Genomic DNA, 16,092 nt, shown 5'->3' with positions numbered 1-16,092 from the left:
GAATGCGCAACTTGGCCCGCGATAGCGAAACTTAGGCGGCAAACGACAGTGCGCCGCAAAATTGGCACGCCTAGACTGCTGTTGAACGCGCTGCGGCCTGCTTCGCCGGTTTCGTCCAGTCGTCCGCCACGCATACGAGGCGAGCGCGCGTCGGGCTGTGCCCTTCCCTTCCCACTGGACCGCTCGCTCATGCTGTCGCCAACCGAATTTCTCGACGTGGTGCGCCTCGCGCCGCTCGTCGCGATCGACCTGATCGTCGTGGATGCGCAAGGCCGCGTGCTGCTCGGCCAGCGGCGCAATCGTCCTGCGCGCGGCACCTGGTTCGTGCCGGGCGGACGCATTCGCAAGGAGGAACGGCTCGACGCGGCGTTCACGCGCATCGTCGAAACGGAGCTGGGCATCGCGGGCATGCAGCGCGCAGCGGCGCGTTTCGGCGGCGTGTACGAGCATCTGTACCCGGATAATTTCGCAGCGGAGAACGGGATCGGCACGCACTATGTGGTGCTCGCCTACGCGTTCACGCTCGACAGCACCGTGCCGGTCGGGCGCTTCGATCAGCACAGCCAGTACGCGTGGCTCACGCCCGAAGAAATCCTCGCGCGCGACGATGTGCATGCGAATACGAAGGCGTATTTTTCGTAGCGGGTGGTGATGCGTGATGGCGGGCCGTGGCGCGTGGTGGCGCCTGATCGCGCGTGCCAGAGGATTGTCGACGCGATCTTCGCCGATGCGTTGAATCTGCGCGATGTGTGAGACGTGATGTGCGACGCGCGATGCCTGTGCGCGCGCGAAGATCGCGCGCACGTTCCTGCGTTTTCGCTTCGTGTGTTCAGGTCGCCGTAAGCGGCGCGGCGAAATCGTCGGCGGCATCGGCATCGGCATCGGCGTCCGCGGCGAGGTCGGCATCCGCCGTATCGCGCACGAGATGCAGGTCCGGCGCGCCGTGGCCGTCGTGCGGCTTGTGTGGCGTATGTGACGTGTGCGACACGTGCAATGCATCCGGCGCGTGCGCTTCGCGCGTCTGCAACCACGCGCCGAACGCCTCGCCCACTTCGGCATGACGCAACGCGTACTCGACGGTCGCCTGCAAATAACCGAGCTTGCTGCCGCAATCGAAACGCCGCCCGGTAAATCGATGCGCGAGCACCTGTTCGTCGGCAAGCATCGACTGGATCGCGTCGCTCAACTCCAGTTCCTCGCCCGGCGCGGGGCGCAAGCGGCGCAGATGCTCGAAGATGCCGGGCATCAGCACGTAGCGGCCCACCACGCCGAGCGTCGACGGCGCCTCGTCGGGCGTCGGCTTTTCGACGATGCCGCACATGCGGTACACGTGCTCGTCCCACGCGCGCCCCTTCACGACGCCATACGCGCCCGCATCCGCGCGCGCGATCTCCTCGACCGCCACGAGCGAGCAGTGATAGTGATCGAAGCGCCGCGCCATCTGCGCGAGCACGGGCGGCTGCGCGTCGATCAGATCGTCGGCGAGCAGCACGGCGAACGGCTCGTCGCCGATGATCTTCTGCGCGCACAGCACCGCGTGGCCGAGCCCGAGCGGTTCCGGCTGACGCACGAAAATGCACTCGACATGCGACGGCTTGATGCTGCGCACGGTCGCGAGCAGCGCCGCCTTGCCGCGCGCTTCCAGTTCGCGCTCGATCTCATAGGACTTGTCGAAATGATCCTCGATCGCGCGCTTGCCGCGACCCGTCACGAAAATCAGCTCGGTGATGCCGGCGGCGACCGCTTCCTCGACGGCGTACTGGATCAGCGGCTTGTCGACCACCGGCAGCATTTCCTTGGGACTCGCCTTCGTGGCCGGGAGAAATCGCGTGCCGAGACCGGCAACCGGAAAGACCGCCTTGCGCAGCTTGATCATGTTCGCCTCGCCGTTCGGTGGATCGCGCCGCCGGGTGCGCCGCGCGTGGTTTTTTGCGTCATGTTCCGCATGGTGTGCGGCATCGATTTGCGGCGTCGATTTGCGACATCGTTTCGCTGCGTCGTCTGACCGGACGTGCAGCGATCATGCCGCGCCCGTCCACGAACGACGCGAGGCCAGCTTAACCAGCGCATATCGAGCCATTCTGCCAATCTCTCGGCGTTTTCCGACTGCGGTGCGCGGCGCGCGCGACACGCGTCCTATCATGGAGCCCAGTCGAACGTGGCGCGCGAGCGCCCCGCACAATGCAACGTACTCCTGCGAATCCATTCTTGCGCGAGGAACCGGCCATGCACATCGATCGGGTGATCTGCCGGCAAACCGCCTTGCGGACGCGCCCCCACCTGAAGCTGGCGACCATGGCCAAACGCATCGGCATCCTGGTTTTCGAGGGCTTTCCGCTCGGCGACGTGAGCCTGCTCGCCGACGTCTTTCGTCTCGCGAACGACTCCGGCACGGGACCGCTCCCCGTCTATTCGCTCGTCGTGCTCTCCGAGGACGGCGGCAGCGTCGCGAGCGGCTGCGGCCTGCGGATCTGGACCGACAGCGTGCATGGCCCGCTGCGCAACGGCTTCGATACGCTGTTCATCGCGGGCGGCCCCGGCGCCGAGGAGGCGCGCGAAAACGAACGCCTGCTCGCGCGTCTGCAGGCGCTCGCGCCCAAGGTGCGCATCATTCGCGCGCTCGGCGAAGGGCGCACCGTTCTCGCGGCCGCCGACGTCTCGTTCCTGCGCAGCGGCCTGATCGCGGCGGCTTCGGCGCAACGTCTGCGGCGCGCGCTCGAAGCGCATCACGCGTGCGCCTCGGTGGTCACGCCGCCCGAAGCGCTGATCGCCGCGCTCAAGGTGCTCAAGCGCAATCACGGCGTGGCGCTCGCGCAGCGCATTTCGGAAGATACGATGCCCGGCGCGTGGGAACGTCTCGGCCCGATGCTCGACGACGGCGAATCGGATAGCCCGAACGGCAAAATCAGCTCGGCCGCGCACTGGCTGCGCGAGAACTACCATCAGCCGATTTCGGTCGCCGACGCCGCGCGCGTCGCGCAAATGAGCATGCGCAACTTCCTGCGTCACTTCAAGACGCAGACGGGCCTCACGCCTTCGGAATATCTGCTGCGCGCGCGCCTCGACGCGAGTTGTCTGCTGCTCGCACAAACCAATCTCCCCATCGACGAAATCGCGCAGCGCTGCGGCGTGCCGCGCGGCGAACGGCTCGCGCGGATCTTTCGACGCCGTTTGTCGATCTCGCCGTCGGGCTATCGCGCGGTAAACCGGCGCGCGTCGAACGATTGATCGGCGACGCCTTCGCGCCTCCAATGCAAAACGCCGCGCGGACATGCAGCCCGCGCGGCGTTCTTCATGGCGACGACGCTTTGACGCGCCCGCGTGTCGTTACAGCATGCCCGAGCCGAAGATCTCGGTGTGGATGCGCGCCGGATCGACGCCGCGCGCGACAAGCGCTTCTTTCTGCTCGCGCATGAACGCAACGGGACCGCAGAGGTAGTAGTCGGCGTCCGGCAGCATCACGGCGGCTTCGATGCGGCCGATGTCCATGCGGCCTTCGAAGTCGTAGTCGACGCCCGCGCGGTCTTCCGCGCCCACGGCTTCGTAGAACACCGCGCGCTTGAGGTTCGGATGCTCGGCGGCGCTGCGGCGCAGCCAGTCCTTGAACGCATGCACGCGGGCGTTGCGGCAGGCATGCACGAACGCGATCTGGCGCTCGCTACGCTCGGCCAGCAGCGTGGCGAGCATCGACGTCATCGGCGTGATGCCGACGCCGCCGCTCATCAGCACGACCGGCGTGGTCTTCTTGCGGTCGAGCGTGAATTCGCCCATCGGCGCGCTCACGTGGACGATCGCGCCCTCTTCCACATCGGCGTGCATGATGTTCGAGACGTGGCCCGGCTGCGTGTCGGCGCGGCCGTCCTCGCGCTTGACCGAGATGCGCAGCCAGCGGCCGTGCGGCGCGTCGGACAGGCTGTACTGGCGCGGCTGATCGACGCCGAGCTGGTCGACGTAGCGCGTCACGCTCACGTACTGGCCCGGCTCGAAGCCGCCTGCGCTCGCGCCGTCGGCGGGCGCCAGATAGAACGAGGTGATTTCGTCGCTTTCGACCTGCTTGCGCATCACCTTGAACGGACGGAAGCCGCTCCACGGCGCGGCTTCGTAAAGCTTCGCCTCGGCGCCGATCATGATGTTCGCGAGCTGCTCGTAGGCCACGGCCCAGGCGTCGAGCGTCGGCTGGTCGACGGCATCGCCGAGCACGTCGACGACCGCGCCCAGCAGATGGCGACCGACGATCGGATAGTGCTCGGGACGGATGTTCAGGCTCGCATGCTTGTGCGCGATGTGCGTGACCGCGCCGCCGAGCACACCCAGATTGTCGATGTTGGCCGCGTAGGCGTAGACCGCGCGCGCGAGCGTTTCAGGCTGGCTGCCGCTCTTTTGGTGCGTCTGGTTGAAGATGTTCTTCAGCTCCGGATGCGCGTTGAACATGCGCTGGTAGAAGTGCTTCGTGATCGTGGTGCCGTGCTCGGCGAAAACGGGCGCGGTGGCCTTGACTCGGGCGATCTGGTCAGCGGTGAGCGCAGTCATTTGCGGCTTCTCCTCGTTAAAGATGTATATACGATACATGTTTAACGCCGCACGCCGACTCGGGCATTTTGTCGCACCACAGCATGGGCGGGCGTAACGCGGTTTCCAGCCGGGGCGCGAGGGCGCCGCGAGCCGGGGCTGCACGCCGACGCTATTTGCCCGGCACTAGCGGAGCAACGGGAGCAACCATCGCGACGCGCTCACGCCCCAATTAAGGCTCACTCGTTCGAGAATTCGCCGCCGCTTGTTGCAGCGTTTGTCGCGCCGCCGCGGTCGTGACGCCAGTACACGTCGTCGCCGCCAGCCGCGCGGTTGAGCACGCGAGAGAGTACGAACAGCAGGTCCGAGAGCCGGTTCACGTAGCGGCGCGGCGCCGCTTCGATCGTCGCCCCCGACTGACCGAGCGCGACGATCGCCCGCTCCGCGCGACGGCAGACCGTGCGGCACACATGCGCGAGCGCGGCGGCACGCGAGCCGCCCGGCAGGATGAACTCCTTGAGCGGCGGCAGCGCGGCGTTGTACTCGGCGAGCCAGTCGTCGAGGCGGGCCAGATGCGTGTCGGTGACCATTGTGTGGCCGGGCATGCAAAGCTCGCCGCCCAGATCGAACAGGTCGTGCTGGATCGCGACGAGCGCTGCGCGCACGTCATCGGGCAGCGGCTCGCACAGCAGCACGCCGATCTGCGAATTGAGTTCGTCGACGTCGCCGATCGCCGCGATGCGCGCGTCGTCCTTGCCCACGCGGCTGCCGTCGCCGAGTCCCGTCGTGCCGTCGTCGCCGGTGCGCGTGGCGATCTTGCTCAGACGATTGCCCATCGTGTTTCTCCAGATTTCGTTGATGCGCGGTGCGCAAATCCGTCGTGCCTCGACTGGCATGCGGTAAAGCTCACGCGGCTCATTATAGGTACGGCCGTGACCTTCACGGTGCGCTTCGCCACGCGCTCCGCCGCGTGCCCGTCGTGCGGTGCAACATGCGTCCGCCCGCGCCCGCCGAGGCGCGAACGCGTCCGCGAACGTTCAGCGTAAAATGAAACGCACCCGATAGCACGTCCCACACGCATAGAGGCCGATCTGCGCGATCGGCCGCGACCAACGAAGGAGACACCCGCGTGAATCATCCCGCGCCGCCGGCCCTCGCACGCCGCCCGTTCCCCGCCGAACTCCTCGACGCCTTGCGCAGCGCATTCGGCGAACGCGTCTCGACCGCCGAAGCCGTGCGCGCCCATCATGGCCGCGACGAATCCCGTTTCGACCCGCAACTGCCCGACGCCGTGGTCTACGCGCAGAGCACCGAAGAGGTTCAGACCATCGTCAAGCTGTGCGCGCGCCATAACGTGCCGATCATTCCGTACGGCAACGGCTCCTCGCTCGAAGGCCACTTGCTGGCCGTGCAAGGCGGCGTGTCGATCGACCTCTCGCAGATGAACCGCGTGCTTTCGATCAACGCCGAAGACCTGACCGTGACCGTCGAGCCCGGCATCTCGCGCAAGCAGCTCAACGAAGCGCTGCGCGACACGGGCCTGTTCTTCCCGATCGATCCGGGCGCGGATGCGAGCATCGGCGGCATGTCGGCGACGCGCGCCTCGGGCACCAACGCCGTGCGTTACGGCACGATGCGCGAGAACGTACTCGGTCTGACCGCCGTGCTCGCGGACGGCCGCGTGATCAAGACCGGCACGCGCGCGCGCAAATCGTCGGCGGGCTACGACCTCACGCGCCTTTTCGTGGGCTCCGAAGGCACGCTCGGCGTGATCACCGAAATCACCGTGCGCCTTTATCCGCAGCCGGAAGCGGTGTCGGCGGCGGTGTGCGCGTTTCCCTCGATGGCCGAAGCCGTGCGCGCCGTGATCGAAACGATCCAGATGGGCGTGCCGATCGCGCGCGTGGAGTTCATCGACGCACTCGCGGTGCGCGCGATCAACAAGCATTCGAACCTCGGTCTGCGCGAAAAGCACACGCTGTTCTTCGAGTTTCACGGCACCGAAGCGGGCGTGGCCGAGCAGGCGCAAACCGTGCAGGAACTGGCGGCACAAAACGGCGGCGAAGGTTTCGAGTGGGCCACGCGCCCCGAGGACCGCAGCCGCTTGTGGAACGCGCGTCACAGCGCGTACTTCGCGATGCTGCAACTGAAGCCCGGCTGCCGCGCGGTGACCACTGACGTCTGCGTGCCGATCTCGCGCCTCGCCGAATGCGTGGTGGAAACCGAAGCGGACCTGAAGGCCTCGCCCCTGCCCTGCCCGATCGTGGGCCACGTGGGTGACGGCAACTTCCACGTGGCGATCCTGATCGACCCCGACAAGCCCGAGGAGATCGACGAGGCCGAACGCCTGAACCATCGCATCGTGCAGCGCGCGATCCGCATGGACGGCACCTGCACCGGCGAGCACGGCGTGGGTCTGCACAAGATGGACTTTCTCGTGGAGGAGCATGGCGCCGATACCATCGACACCATGCGCGCCATCAAACACGCGCTCGATCCGCATAATCTGATGAATCCCGGCAAGATCTTCAGCTGGGCGGCGTAAGCTGACGCTGGCGAGGCGCGCCGCGAGACGCGCGCCCGTAACGAAAACAGCGAAAGCAGCGAACACAGCGACCGCAGCGATCGCCGTACGCGGCGAACCACACGAGCAGGAGGAGACATGAACGCACCCGAGGCGAAGATGCCCGAACTCTCGCCCGAAGCCCTCGCGCAGCGGCAGCGCGAAGTGGTTCAGGCGCTGATGGCCGTGCTGCCCGCGCACTGCCTGCTGCACCGGGAAGAAGACACGGTCGCCTACGAGTGCGACGGCCTCGCGGCCTACCGGCGCCTGCCGCTCGCGGTGGCGCTGCCGGAAACCGAATCTCAGGTGCAGCGCATCGTGCAGATCTGCCGGCGGCTCGACGTGCCGATCGTGCCCCGCGGCGCGGGCACGGGTCTCTCCGGGGGCGCCATGCCGATCCGCCACGGCATCGTGCTCTCGCTCGCGCGGTTCAAGCGCATTCTCGAAGTCGATCCCTACGCGCGCACGGCCACCGTGCAGCCGGGCGTGCGCAATCTGGCCGTCTCCGAGGCGGCCGCGCCTTACGGCCTCTATTACGCGCCCGATCCGTCGTCGCAGATCGCCTGCACGATCGGCGGCAACGTCTCCGAAAACTCGGGCGGCGTGCACTGCCTCAAGTACGGTCTCACCGTGCATAACGTGCTGCGCGTGCGCGCGGTGACGATGGACGGCGAGATCGTGGAGTTCGGCTCGCTGGCGCTCGACGCGCCGGGGCTCGATCTGCTCGCAGTCATGATCGGCAGCGAGGGCATGTTCGCCATCGTGACCGAAGTGACCGTCAAGCTGATCCCGCGTCCGCAGACCGCGCAGGTCATCATGGCGAGCTTCGACGACGTGGTGAAAGGCGGCGACGCGGTGGCCGGCATCATCGCGTCCGGCATCATTCCCGCCGGTCTCGAAATGATGGACAAGCCCGCCACGCGCGCCGTGGAGGAATTCGTGAAAGCGGGCTACGACCTCGACGCCGCCGCGATCCTGCTGTGCGAGGCGGACGGCACGCCCGAGGAGGTCGCCGACGAGATCGCGCGCACGACCGTCGTGCTGCGCGAGCACGGCGCGACGCGCATCCAGATCTCGCGCACCGAGGAAGAGCGCCTGCGCTTCTGGTCGGGCCGCAAGAACGCCTTTCCCGCCGCCGGACGCATCTCGCCCGACTACTACTGCATGGACGGCACGGTGCCGCGCCGCGCCATCGGGCCGCTGCTCGCGCGCATCCACGAGATGGAGGCTCAGTACCGGCTGCGCTGCATCAACGTGTTCCACGCGGGCGACGGCAACATGCATCCGCTGATTCTCTTCAACGGCAACGACCTCGACGAATGGCACCGCGCCGAGGCCTTCGGCGCCGATATTCTCGAAACCTGCGTCGAACTGGGCGGCACGGTGACGGGCGAGCACGGCGTGGGCATCGAAAAGATCAATTCGATGTGCGTGCAGTTCTCGCCCCAGGAGCGCGACGCGTTCCATGCCGTGAAGCACGCGTTCGATCCGGCCGGGCTGCTCAATCCCGACAAGGGCATTCCCACGCGCGCGCGCTGCGCCGAATACGGACGCATGCACGTGCGCGGCAATCTGCTGCCGCATCCCGATCTGCCGCGCTTCTGACGCACACGCTGACGCACACCCTGACGCACACGCCGGGGCGGGCGAGCCACGCGCTTCATCCGCTTCTTCCACCCCGCGCGGCGGCAGCCACAACGGACGGCGCGAGCGCGCACGCGGCGGTGCACGCCAGTTTTGCCCCCTCGCGATGCGCCGCGCATGCGGCTTGCGGCGTGTCATGCGCACCGGGTCAAACACGCTTGTAAGCGTGCGCCATGCGGGCCTGCCCCGGCTTGTCAGCACGGGGCGCGTCAGTACAATCGAACGCACCACAACGACAAACGCGCCATGGACGACATGGAAGAGGACGACATCGTCGCGGTCTGGTCCGAGCGCATTCGCGCGGCGACCGCCGACGGCCGCCCGCTGCGCATTCGCGGCGGCGGCACCAAAGACTGGTACGGCCAGGCGCTCGAAGGCGAAGTCCTCGACACGCGCGCGCACCGGGGCATCGTCGCGTACGATCCGGCCGAGCTGGTGATCACGGCGCGCGCGGGCACGCCGCTGCTCGAAATCGAGCAGGCGCTCGCCGCGCGCGGTCAGATGCTGGCGTTCGAGCCGCCTCACTTCGGCGCCCAGGCCACGCTTGGCGGCTGCATTGCCGCCGGCATCGCCGGGCCGCGCCGGGCGGCGGCGGGCGCGGCGCGCGACTTCGTGCTGGGCGCCGTGGTCATGAACGGTCACGGCGAGGTGCTGCATTTCGGCGGCCAGGTCGTGAAGAACGTGGCGGGCTACGACGTCTCGCGGCTCATGGCGGGATCGCTCGGCACGCTCGGCCTGATGCTCGAACTGTCGGTCAAGGTGCTGCCCGTGCCGCAGGCCGAAACCACGCTGCGCTTCGACATGAACGGCACCGACGCCGTGCGCAAGCTCAACGAATGGGGCGGCCGCCCGTTGCCGATGACGGCCAGCGCCTGGCGCAACGGCACGCTGGTCGTGCGTCTGGCGGGTGCCGAGGCCGGCGTGAAAGCCGCGCGCACCTCGCTGGGCGGCGAGGTGGTGGACGCCGTGGAAGCCGAGCGTTTCTGGGCGTGCCTGCGCGAGCAAACCGACCCGTTTTTCGCCTCGATCGCGCCCAATGCCGCCCTCTGGCGCCTCGCGCTGCCCTCGATCGCCGAACCGCTGCAATTGCCCGGCGCGCAGCTGATGGAATGGGGCGGCGCGCAGCGCTGGTGGATCACCGAAACCGACGCGCAGACCGTGCGCATCACCGCCAAGCAGGCGGGCGGCCACGCCACAATGTTCCGCACCGGCCGCGAGTACGACCGCAGCGCGGGCGTGTTCACGCCGCTGCCCGCGCCGCTCATGAAGATCCATCGCGGCCTGAAAGCCGCGTTCGACCCGGCCCGCATCTTCAATCGCGGCCGCCTGTATTCCGACTTCTGACCTGACCATCACGCGGCGATGCAGACGAACCTCGCGGACTTCATTCGCAACACCCCCGACGGCGACGAAGCCGACGCGATCCTGCGCAAGTGCGTGCATTGCGGCTTCTGCACCGCGACCTGCCCGACCTACCAGCTCCTCGGCGACGAGCTCGACGGCCCGCGCGGCCGCATTTATCTGATGAAGCAGATGGTGGAAGGCGCGCCGGTCTCGAAAAGCACGCTCACCCACCTCGACCGCTGCCTGACCTGCCGCAGTTGCGAGACGACCTGCCCCTCGGGCGTGCAGTACGGCCGGCTCGTGGAAATCGGCCGCAAGCTCGCCGAGGAACGGGCGCCGCGCCCGCTGCGCCAGCGCCTCACGCGGCGCTTCCTGGCGGGCTTTCTGCCGCGCCGCATGCTGTTTTCGCCGGCCATGCGCCTCGCCCAGCAGGTGCGCGCGCTGCTGCCGCGACGGCTGCGCGACAAGGTGCCGGTACGCCAGCGCCCGCTCGCCTGGCCGACCGCGAAACACACGCGCAAGATGCTGATGCTCGCCGGTTGCGTGCAGCCTTCGATGATGCCCAACATCAACACGGCCACGGCGCGCGTGCTCGATGCACTGGGTATCGAGACCGTGGTGGCGCCTCAGGCGGGCTGCTGCGGTGCGATCCGCCTGCACATGGGTTACGCCGACGACGCCCTGAACGACGTGCGCGCGAACATCGACGCCTGGTGGCCGTATATCGAGCAAGGCGTGGAGGCGATCGTGATGAATGCCTCCGGCTGCGGCGCGACCGTCAAGGAATACGCGCACCTGATGCGCCACGATCCGGCCTACGCGGAGAAAGCGCGGCGCGTGGCCGAACTCACGCGCGACCTGGCCGAGATCCTGCCGCAGTTCGAGGAGCAACTGCTCGCGGCCACGCGCCGGCGCGGCATCCATACCGTGGCGTATCACCCGCCCTGCACGCTCCAGCACGGCCAGCAGGTGCGCGGCGGCGTGGAACACGTGCTGGGCGCGCTCGGGCTCGACGTGCGCCTGCCGGTGGACAGTCACCTGTGCTGCGGCTCCGCGGGCACCTATTCGATCACGCAGCCGCGCCTCTCGTACACGCTGCGCAACCAGAAGGTGGAGCGGCTCAAGGCGCTGGAGCCGCAATTGATCGTTTCGGCGAACATTGGCTGCATCGCGCACCTGCAAAGCGGCACGCCGATTCCGGTCACGCACTGGATTGAGCTGGTCGAACATATGCTGGCCGCGAATTGAAGAAACACTTCCCAGCGTAACGATCCGCCGATTGCGCCAACAGTCGGCCTGATGGCGTAGGAGCCAGCCTGTCAGGCCCGCGCCGCCCAGGTGCACCGACAGAATTCGACCGTCGCATGACGCGGAAAAGCCCTACGTCTTTTGGCGGAGATTTCGCGGCCCGGCGCAGTCCGTATAATTGCCTTCGTTCGTTTCATGTGCGCCGTAACGGCCGCGGGCAGCGCTGCGCGGCCGGCCTCCAATCCGATGACCGATCTCGTCCACAATCTCGAAGCCGTCCATGAGCGCATCGCCGCCGCCGCCCGCAGTGCGGGGCGCGCGCCGGAATCCGTTGCGTTGCTCGCGGTGTCGAAAACCTTCCCCGCCGACGACGTGCGCGCCGCGCACGCCGCCGGTCAGCGTGCGTTCGGCGAGAACTACGTGCAGGAAGCCGTGGACAAGATCGAGGCGCTCGCGGACCTGCGCGCGAGCCTCGAATGGCATTTCATCGGGCCGCTGCAATCGAACAAGACGCGGCCCGTGGCCGAGCGTTTCGACTGGGTTCATTCGATCGATCGACTGAAGATCGCCCAGCGCCTGTCGGAACAGCGACCCGCGGGCATGCCGCCGCTCAACGTGTGCCTGCAGGTCAACGTGAGCGGCGAAGCTTCCAAGAGCGGTACCGCGCCGGAGGAAGCCGTACAAATCGCGCACGCAATCGCCGCGTTGCCCAACCTGCGCCTGCGCGGGTTGATGTCCATTCCCGAGCCGGCAGACACGCCCGAGGCACAGCGTGCGCCGCACCGGCAGCTGCGCGAGCTGTTCGACGCGCTGCGCGCCGACGGCCTCGCGCTCGACACGCTCTCCATGGGCATGTCGGCCGATCTCGAAGCAGCCGTGCTCGAAGGCGCCACGATCGTGCGCGTCGGCACCGCGATCTTTGGCGGGCGCGATTACTCCCACTGATTCAAGTACGCACTCCACACCATGAAAATTGCCTTCATCGGCGGCGGCAACATGGCCGCCGCACTCATCGGCGGTCTGATCCGCAAGGGCGTTCCCGCCGCCAACCTGTACGCGATCGATCCGAACGAGGACGCCCGCAAACGCAGCGAGGAACAGTTCGGCGTGCGCACCGGCGCGGGCGCCGACGCGGCGCTGGCCGACTACGACGCCATCCTGCTCGCGGTCAAACCGCAGATCGCCAAGGTCGTCGCCGAATCGCTCGCGCCGCACCTGGGCGCGCATCAGGTCGTCATCAGCATTCTCGCGGGCATCCGTATCGAAGATCTCTCGCGCTGGCTCAAGGGCCACACGCGCATCGTGCGCACGATGCCCAACACGCCCGCGCTGATCGGCATGGGCGCGACCGGCCTCGTCGCGAGCGGCGGCGTGGACGCGGCGGGCCGCGAACTCGCCTCGAACGTGCTGGGCGCGGTCGGCCAGACCGTCTGGTTCGACGACGAGAGCAAGATCGACGCCGTCACGGCCATCTCGGGCAGCGGTCCGGCCTACGTGTTCTATTTCATCGAGGCGCTTGAGGAAGCCGCCCGCCAGCTCGGCATGGACGAGCAGCAGGGCCGCGCGCTCGCCATCGCCACGTTCGCGGGCGCGGCGCAACTCGCACTGCAGTCGGACGAAACGCCCGCCGTGCTGCGCGAGCGCGTCACGTCCAAGGGCGGCACCACGGCGGCGGCGCTTGCGTCGTTCGACGCTTCAGCCGTGAAGGACGCCATTGTGCGCGGCGCGCTGGCCGCCGACGCGCGTGCGAAGGAAATGGGCGAGGAATTCGGCAAGCAGTAAGCCGCAAGCCGGAAGCGGCGCGCGTGGCGGCGTTCGGCTGTCACGCGCGATTGGCGGCCTTGCGTCGGCATTTGCTCGACGTTCGCGGCACGGCAGTACGCCACGCACAATGGCAACGCACAAGCGCAGAACAAGCGCCGCACAAAACCCCAGCACAAAGAAAAAGCGCCTCGACTATCGAGGCGCTTTTTTTACATCCGAATCCTGCGTCGCAGTCGCACTCAGGAACCGGCCACGAGGTAATGCGCGGCGATGCCCACGAACAGCACGCCGCCCAGCCAGTTGTTGTGACGGAACGCGGCGAAGCACGGCATGCGCTCGCGGTTCTTGATGAGCGTGTAGTGATAGATCGCGCAGCCCGCCGCCGCTGCCCAGCCGAGCCAGTAAAGCCAGCCGAACTGCAGCGTCATGCCCACCCAGACGTAGATGCCGAGCGTGACCGCGTAGCAGAGCATGATCGCGAGCACGTCGAAGCGGCCGAACGTGAGCGCCGAGGTGCGGATGCCGATCTTGATGTCGTCGTCGCGATCGACCATCGCGTATTCAGTGTCGTAGGCCACCGACCAGAACACGTTGGCGATCAGCATGATCCACGCGAGCGCGGGCACGTGGTCCTGAATCGCGGCGAACGCCATCGGAATACCGAAGCCGAACGCGATGCCCAGATACGCCTGCGGAATCGCAAAAAAGCGCTTCGTGAACGGATAGGACGCGGCCACGAACAGCGCCACGACGGAAAGCTGCTTCGTGAGCCCGTTGAGCGGCAGGATCAGCAGAAACGAGACGATCGCGAGACCGGCGGCAATCGCCACCGCTTCCCAGGCGCGGATGCGGCCCGAGGTGATCGGCCGTTCGGCGGTGCGTTTGACGTGACGGTCGAAGTCGCGGTCGGCGTAGTCGTTGATCGCGCAGCCCGCCGAGCGCATCAGCACCGTGCCCACCGTAAAGATCACGAGCAGCGACAGCGACGGATGGCCGTTCGAGGCGATCCACAGCGCGTTGAGCGTCGGCCATAGCAGCAGCAGGCTGCCGATCGGCTTGTCCATGCGGACGAGCCGCAGATAGAGCGGGAGTCGGGCGAACATGATGGGAGCGCGAAAAACGATGCCGCTATTGTAGGCCACGGCGGCGGCGCTTCGCCGCGAGTTCATCATCGGCGAGTGCGGCGTAAATCGGGCGCGATGCGTCCGAGCGCCCTGGCGCGCGAGCATCCCAACGCGCGCCCCAAATGAAAAAGCCCGCCGGATCCATCAGATCAACCAGCGGGCTTTGTGTCCCTGCATCGGCGCATGGCGCTTCAGCCAGGGATCGTGCGGATCAAACGCAGATCAAGCCAGCAGCGAACGCAGCATCCACGCGGTCTTTTCATGCGTCTGCATGCGCTGCGTGAGCAGGTCGGCGGTCGGCTCGTCGTTGGCGGCTTCCGTTGCCGGGAAGATCGCGCGCGCGGTGCGCACCACGGCTTCCTGACCTTCCACGAGCTGACGGATCATGTCTTCAGCGGCCGGCACACCGTCGGCTTCCGGGATCGACGAGAGCTTCGCGAATTCCTTGTAGCTGCCCGGCGCGTGCACGCCCAGCGCGCGGATGCGCTCGGCGATCGCGTCGACGGCCAGCGCCAGTTCGTTGTACTGCCCTTCGAACATCAGGTGCAGCGTGTTGAACATCGGACCCGTGACGTTCCAGTGGAAGTTGTGCGTCTTCAGATACAGCGTGTAGGTGTCCGCGAGCAGGCGCGAGAGACCGTCCGCGATCTTCTTGCGATCCTTGTCGCTGATGCCGATATTCACGTGCTGCACAGCAGATTTCTTGGCCATGACGACTCCTATTTTGTAGCAGTGAGACTTCCGGTCGCTGGCGCCGCGCTCGCCTGGATACGTCGATACGGCAAGGCGATTCGCGAACGCTCGATCGGGCGTCAGTGTAGCGTAAAACCCAAGGGCATCCGGCCCCAAGGTCGGACAAGGCTCAAGCAGCGCGTGTTCCCGGCGTCGTCAGCGCGCGGCGAAATGCGCCAGGCCTTGCGCGGCGACCGCCACGAGCGCGCTCGTCACGATCGCAAAACTCACCACGTTGCGCACGAACTGCGTGCCTTGCGCGCGCGTGCGCGCCATCTCCGCGCCGCGGCCAGGGCCGACGGTCTTGAGCGTCATCGTCATCGTTCGGGTCATGATCCTGCTCCTTTGCTTGAGGCTCGCCACCGGAAACTGATGCGGCGGGACGTCGATGCGCCCCGCCGCGCTCCCTGATTTGCCTGCCTTGTTATGCCTTACTTCGCTTCCGCGAGCGCCGCCATCGCAGCGATCACGCCTTCCGCGTAAGCCGGATCGGCGCGGCGGAAATGTTCGAGCTGCACCTGCACGATCTCCGACGGCACGCCGGCGATATGCCGCGCGATGTTCGCAAAGAGACGCTCGCGCTGACCGGCGTCGAACAGACGGAACAGCGCGCCCGGCTGGCTGTAGTAGTCGCCATCTTCACGGTGATCGTAGTGATCGACCGCACCCGCCGCGAGCGGCGGCTCGCCCGCGCCCGGACGCTGCGCGAAGTCGCCGAAACGGTTCGGCTCGTAATTCACGTTGCCGCCGAGGTTGCCGTCGGTGCGCATCGCGCCGTCGCGGTGATACGCGTGGAACGGGCAGCGCGGCGCGTTCACGGGAATCTGGTGATGGTTCACGCCGAGTCGGTAACGCTGCGTGTCGCCGTACGAGAACAGGCGGCCCTGCAACAGACGGTCGGGCGAGAAGCTGATGCCCGGCACCACGTTCGCGGGCGTGAACGCGGCCTGCTCCACGTCGGCGAAATAGTTCTCGGGATTGCGGTTCAGCTCGATCGTGCCCACGTCGATCAGCGGGTAATCCTTGTGCGGCCAGACCTTCGTGATGTCGAACGGGTTGTACGGCACCTTCGCGGCGTCGGCTTCCGGCATCACCTGAACGCGGAAATGCCACTTCGGGAAATTGCCCTTTTCAATCTCGTTGTACAGATCGCGCTGCGCCGAC

14 protein-coding genes and 1 pseudogene are annotated in these 16,092 nt (G+C 67.2%); 8 read left to right on the top strand and 7 right to left on the bottom strand.

The features are described 5' to 3' along the window. Positions 1-189: 189 nt before the first annotated feature. Positions 190-642, top strand: a complete 453-nt coding sequence (locus tag U4Y88_RS08880) for a GDP-mannose mannosyl hydrolase (RefSeq protein ID WP_224004905.1) — start codon at positions 190-192, stop codon at positions 640-642. 358 nt (positions 643-1,000) lie between these two features. Here the strand turns inward: U4Y88_RS08880 and galU are convergent. After that, positions 1,001-1,876 (bottom strand): annotated as a pseudogene (gene galU / locus U4Y88_RS08875) (UTP--glucose-1-phosphate uridylyltransferase GalU); the annotation flags it as partial. Between the two features lie 419 nt (positions 1,877-2,295). Between galU and U4Y88_RS08870 the strand changes: the two are divergent. Then, a complete protein-coding gene (locus U4Y88_RS08870; protein WP_310633025.1) occupies positions 2,296-3,228 on the top strand; it encodes a GlxA family transcriptional regulator in 933 nt (310 codons plus the stop codon). A gap of 99 nt (positions 3,229-3,327) precedes the next feature. Here the strand turns inward: U4Y88_RS08870 and hmpA are convergent, their stop codons facing one another. Together hmpA and U4Y88_RS08860 are read right to left on the bottom strand one after the other, a co-directional pair. After that, a complete protein-coding gene (hmpA, locus tag U4Y88_RS08865; protein ID WP_321783441.1) occupies positions 3,328-4,530 on the bottom strand; it encodes an NO-inducible flavohemoprotein in 1,203 nt (400 codons plus the stop codon). 218 nt (positions 4,531-4,748) lie between these two features. Further along, positions 4,749-5,345 carry a cob(I)yrinic acid a,c-diamide adenosyltransferase gene (locus tag U4Y88_RS08860; protein WP_321783439.1) on the bottom strand — a complete coding sequence of 199 codons (597 nt, stop codon included), beginning with the start codon at positions 5,343-5,345 and terminating at the stop codon, positions 4,749-4,751. 293 nt (positions 5,346-5,638) lie between these two features. Here U4Y88_RS08860 and U4Y88_RS08855 point away from each other — a divergent pair, with 293 nt between their 5' ends. The 6 genes from U4Y88_RS08855 to proC all read left to right on the top strand — a co-directional run bounded on the left by U4Y88_RS08855 (position 5,639) and on the right by proC (position 13,090). Then, positions 5,639-7,054, top strand: a complete 1,416-nt coding sequence (locus tag U4Y88_RS08855; protein ID WP_321783437.1) for an FAD-binding oxidoreductase — start codon at positions 5,639-5,641, stop codon at positions 7,052-7,054. 117 nt (positions 7,055-7,171) lie between these two features. Continuing rightward, complete coding sequence (locus U4Y88_RS08850) at positions 7,172-8,677, top strand: FAD-linked oxidase C-terminal domain-containing protein (RefSeq protein ID WP_065065089.1); 1,506 nt, start codon at positions 7,172-7,174, stop codon at positions 8,675-8,677. A gap of 294 nt (positions 8,678-8,971) precedes the next feature. Then, positions 8,972-10,060, top strand: a complete 1,089-nt coding sequence (gene glcE / locus U4Y88_RS08845; protein ID WP_224005191.1) for a glycolate oxidase subunit GlcE — start codon at positions 8,972-8,974, stop codon at positions 10,058-10,060. Positions 10,061-10,078: 18 nt separating this feature from the next. After that, positions 10,079-11,308 (top strand): glycolate oxidase subunit GlcF, encoded by a 1,230-nt coding sequence (glcF, locus tag U4Y88_RS08840; RefSeq protein ID WP_224004873.1) that lies wholly within the window; start codon positions 10,079-10,081, stop codon positions 11,306-11,308. A 246-nt stretch (positions 11,309-11,554) separates the two neighbouring features. Then, the gene (locus U4Y88_RS08835) at positions 11,555-12,253 is read left to right on the top strand and encodes a YggS family pyridoxal phosphate-dependent enzyme (RefSeq protein WP_224005188.1); all 699 of its coding nucleotides are present in this window, start codon (positions 11,555-11,557) and stop codon (positions 12,251-12,253) included. Positions 12,254-12,274: 21 nt separating this feature from the next. After that, entirely contained in the window at positions 12,275-13,090 is an 816-nt protein-coding gene (gene proC, locus U4Y88_RS08830; RefSeq protein WP_065065091.1) for a pyrroline-5-carboxylate reductase, read from the top strand. Positions 13,091-13,311: 221 nt separating this feature from the next. On the opposite strand, the gene ubiA is transcribed toward proC, so the two are convergent. From ubiA to U4Y88_RS08810, 4 genes are all read right to left on the bottom strand, one after another. Then, complete coding sequence (gene ubiA, locus U4Y88_RS08825; RefSeq protein ID WP_224004870.1) at positions 13,312-14,175, bottom strand: 4-hydroxybenzoate octaprenyltransferase; 864 nt, start codon at positions 14,173-14,175, stop codon at positions 13,312-13,314. A gap of 243 nt (positions 14,176-14,418) precedes the next feature. Further along, the gene (locus U4Y88_RS08820; protein WP_224004866.1) at positions 14,419-14,907 is read right to left on the bottom strand and encodes a Dps family protein; all 489 of its coding nucleotides are present in this window, start codon (positions 14,905-14,907) and stop codon (positions 14,419-14,421) included. 177 nt (positions 14,908-15,084) lie between these two features. Beyond that, positions 15,085-15,261 carry a hypothetical protein gene (locus tag U4Y88_RS08815; protein WP_224004863.1) on the bottom strand — a complete coding sequence of 59 codons (177 nt, stop codon included), beginning with the start codon at positions 15,259-15,261 and terminating at the stop codon, positions 15,085-15,087. A gap of 98 nt (positions 15,262-15,359) precedes the next feature. Further along, a partial coding sequence (locus U4Y88_RS08810; RefSeq protein WP_321783435.1) for a catalase occupies positions 15,360-16,092 on the bottom strand: 733 nt, incomplete at its 5' end.

Source organism: Paraburkholderia sp. J94 (assembly GCF_905220285.1).
Classification (GTDB): domain Bacteria; phylum Pseudomonadota; class Gammaproteobacteria; order Burkholderiales; family Burkholderiaceae; genus Paraburkholderia; species Paraburkholderia tropica_A.
The sequence above is the reverse complement of the archived record's forward strand: the minus strand, read 5'-3'. Positions and strand labels throughout refer to the sequence as shown.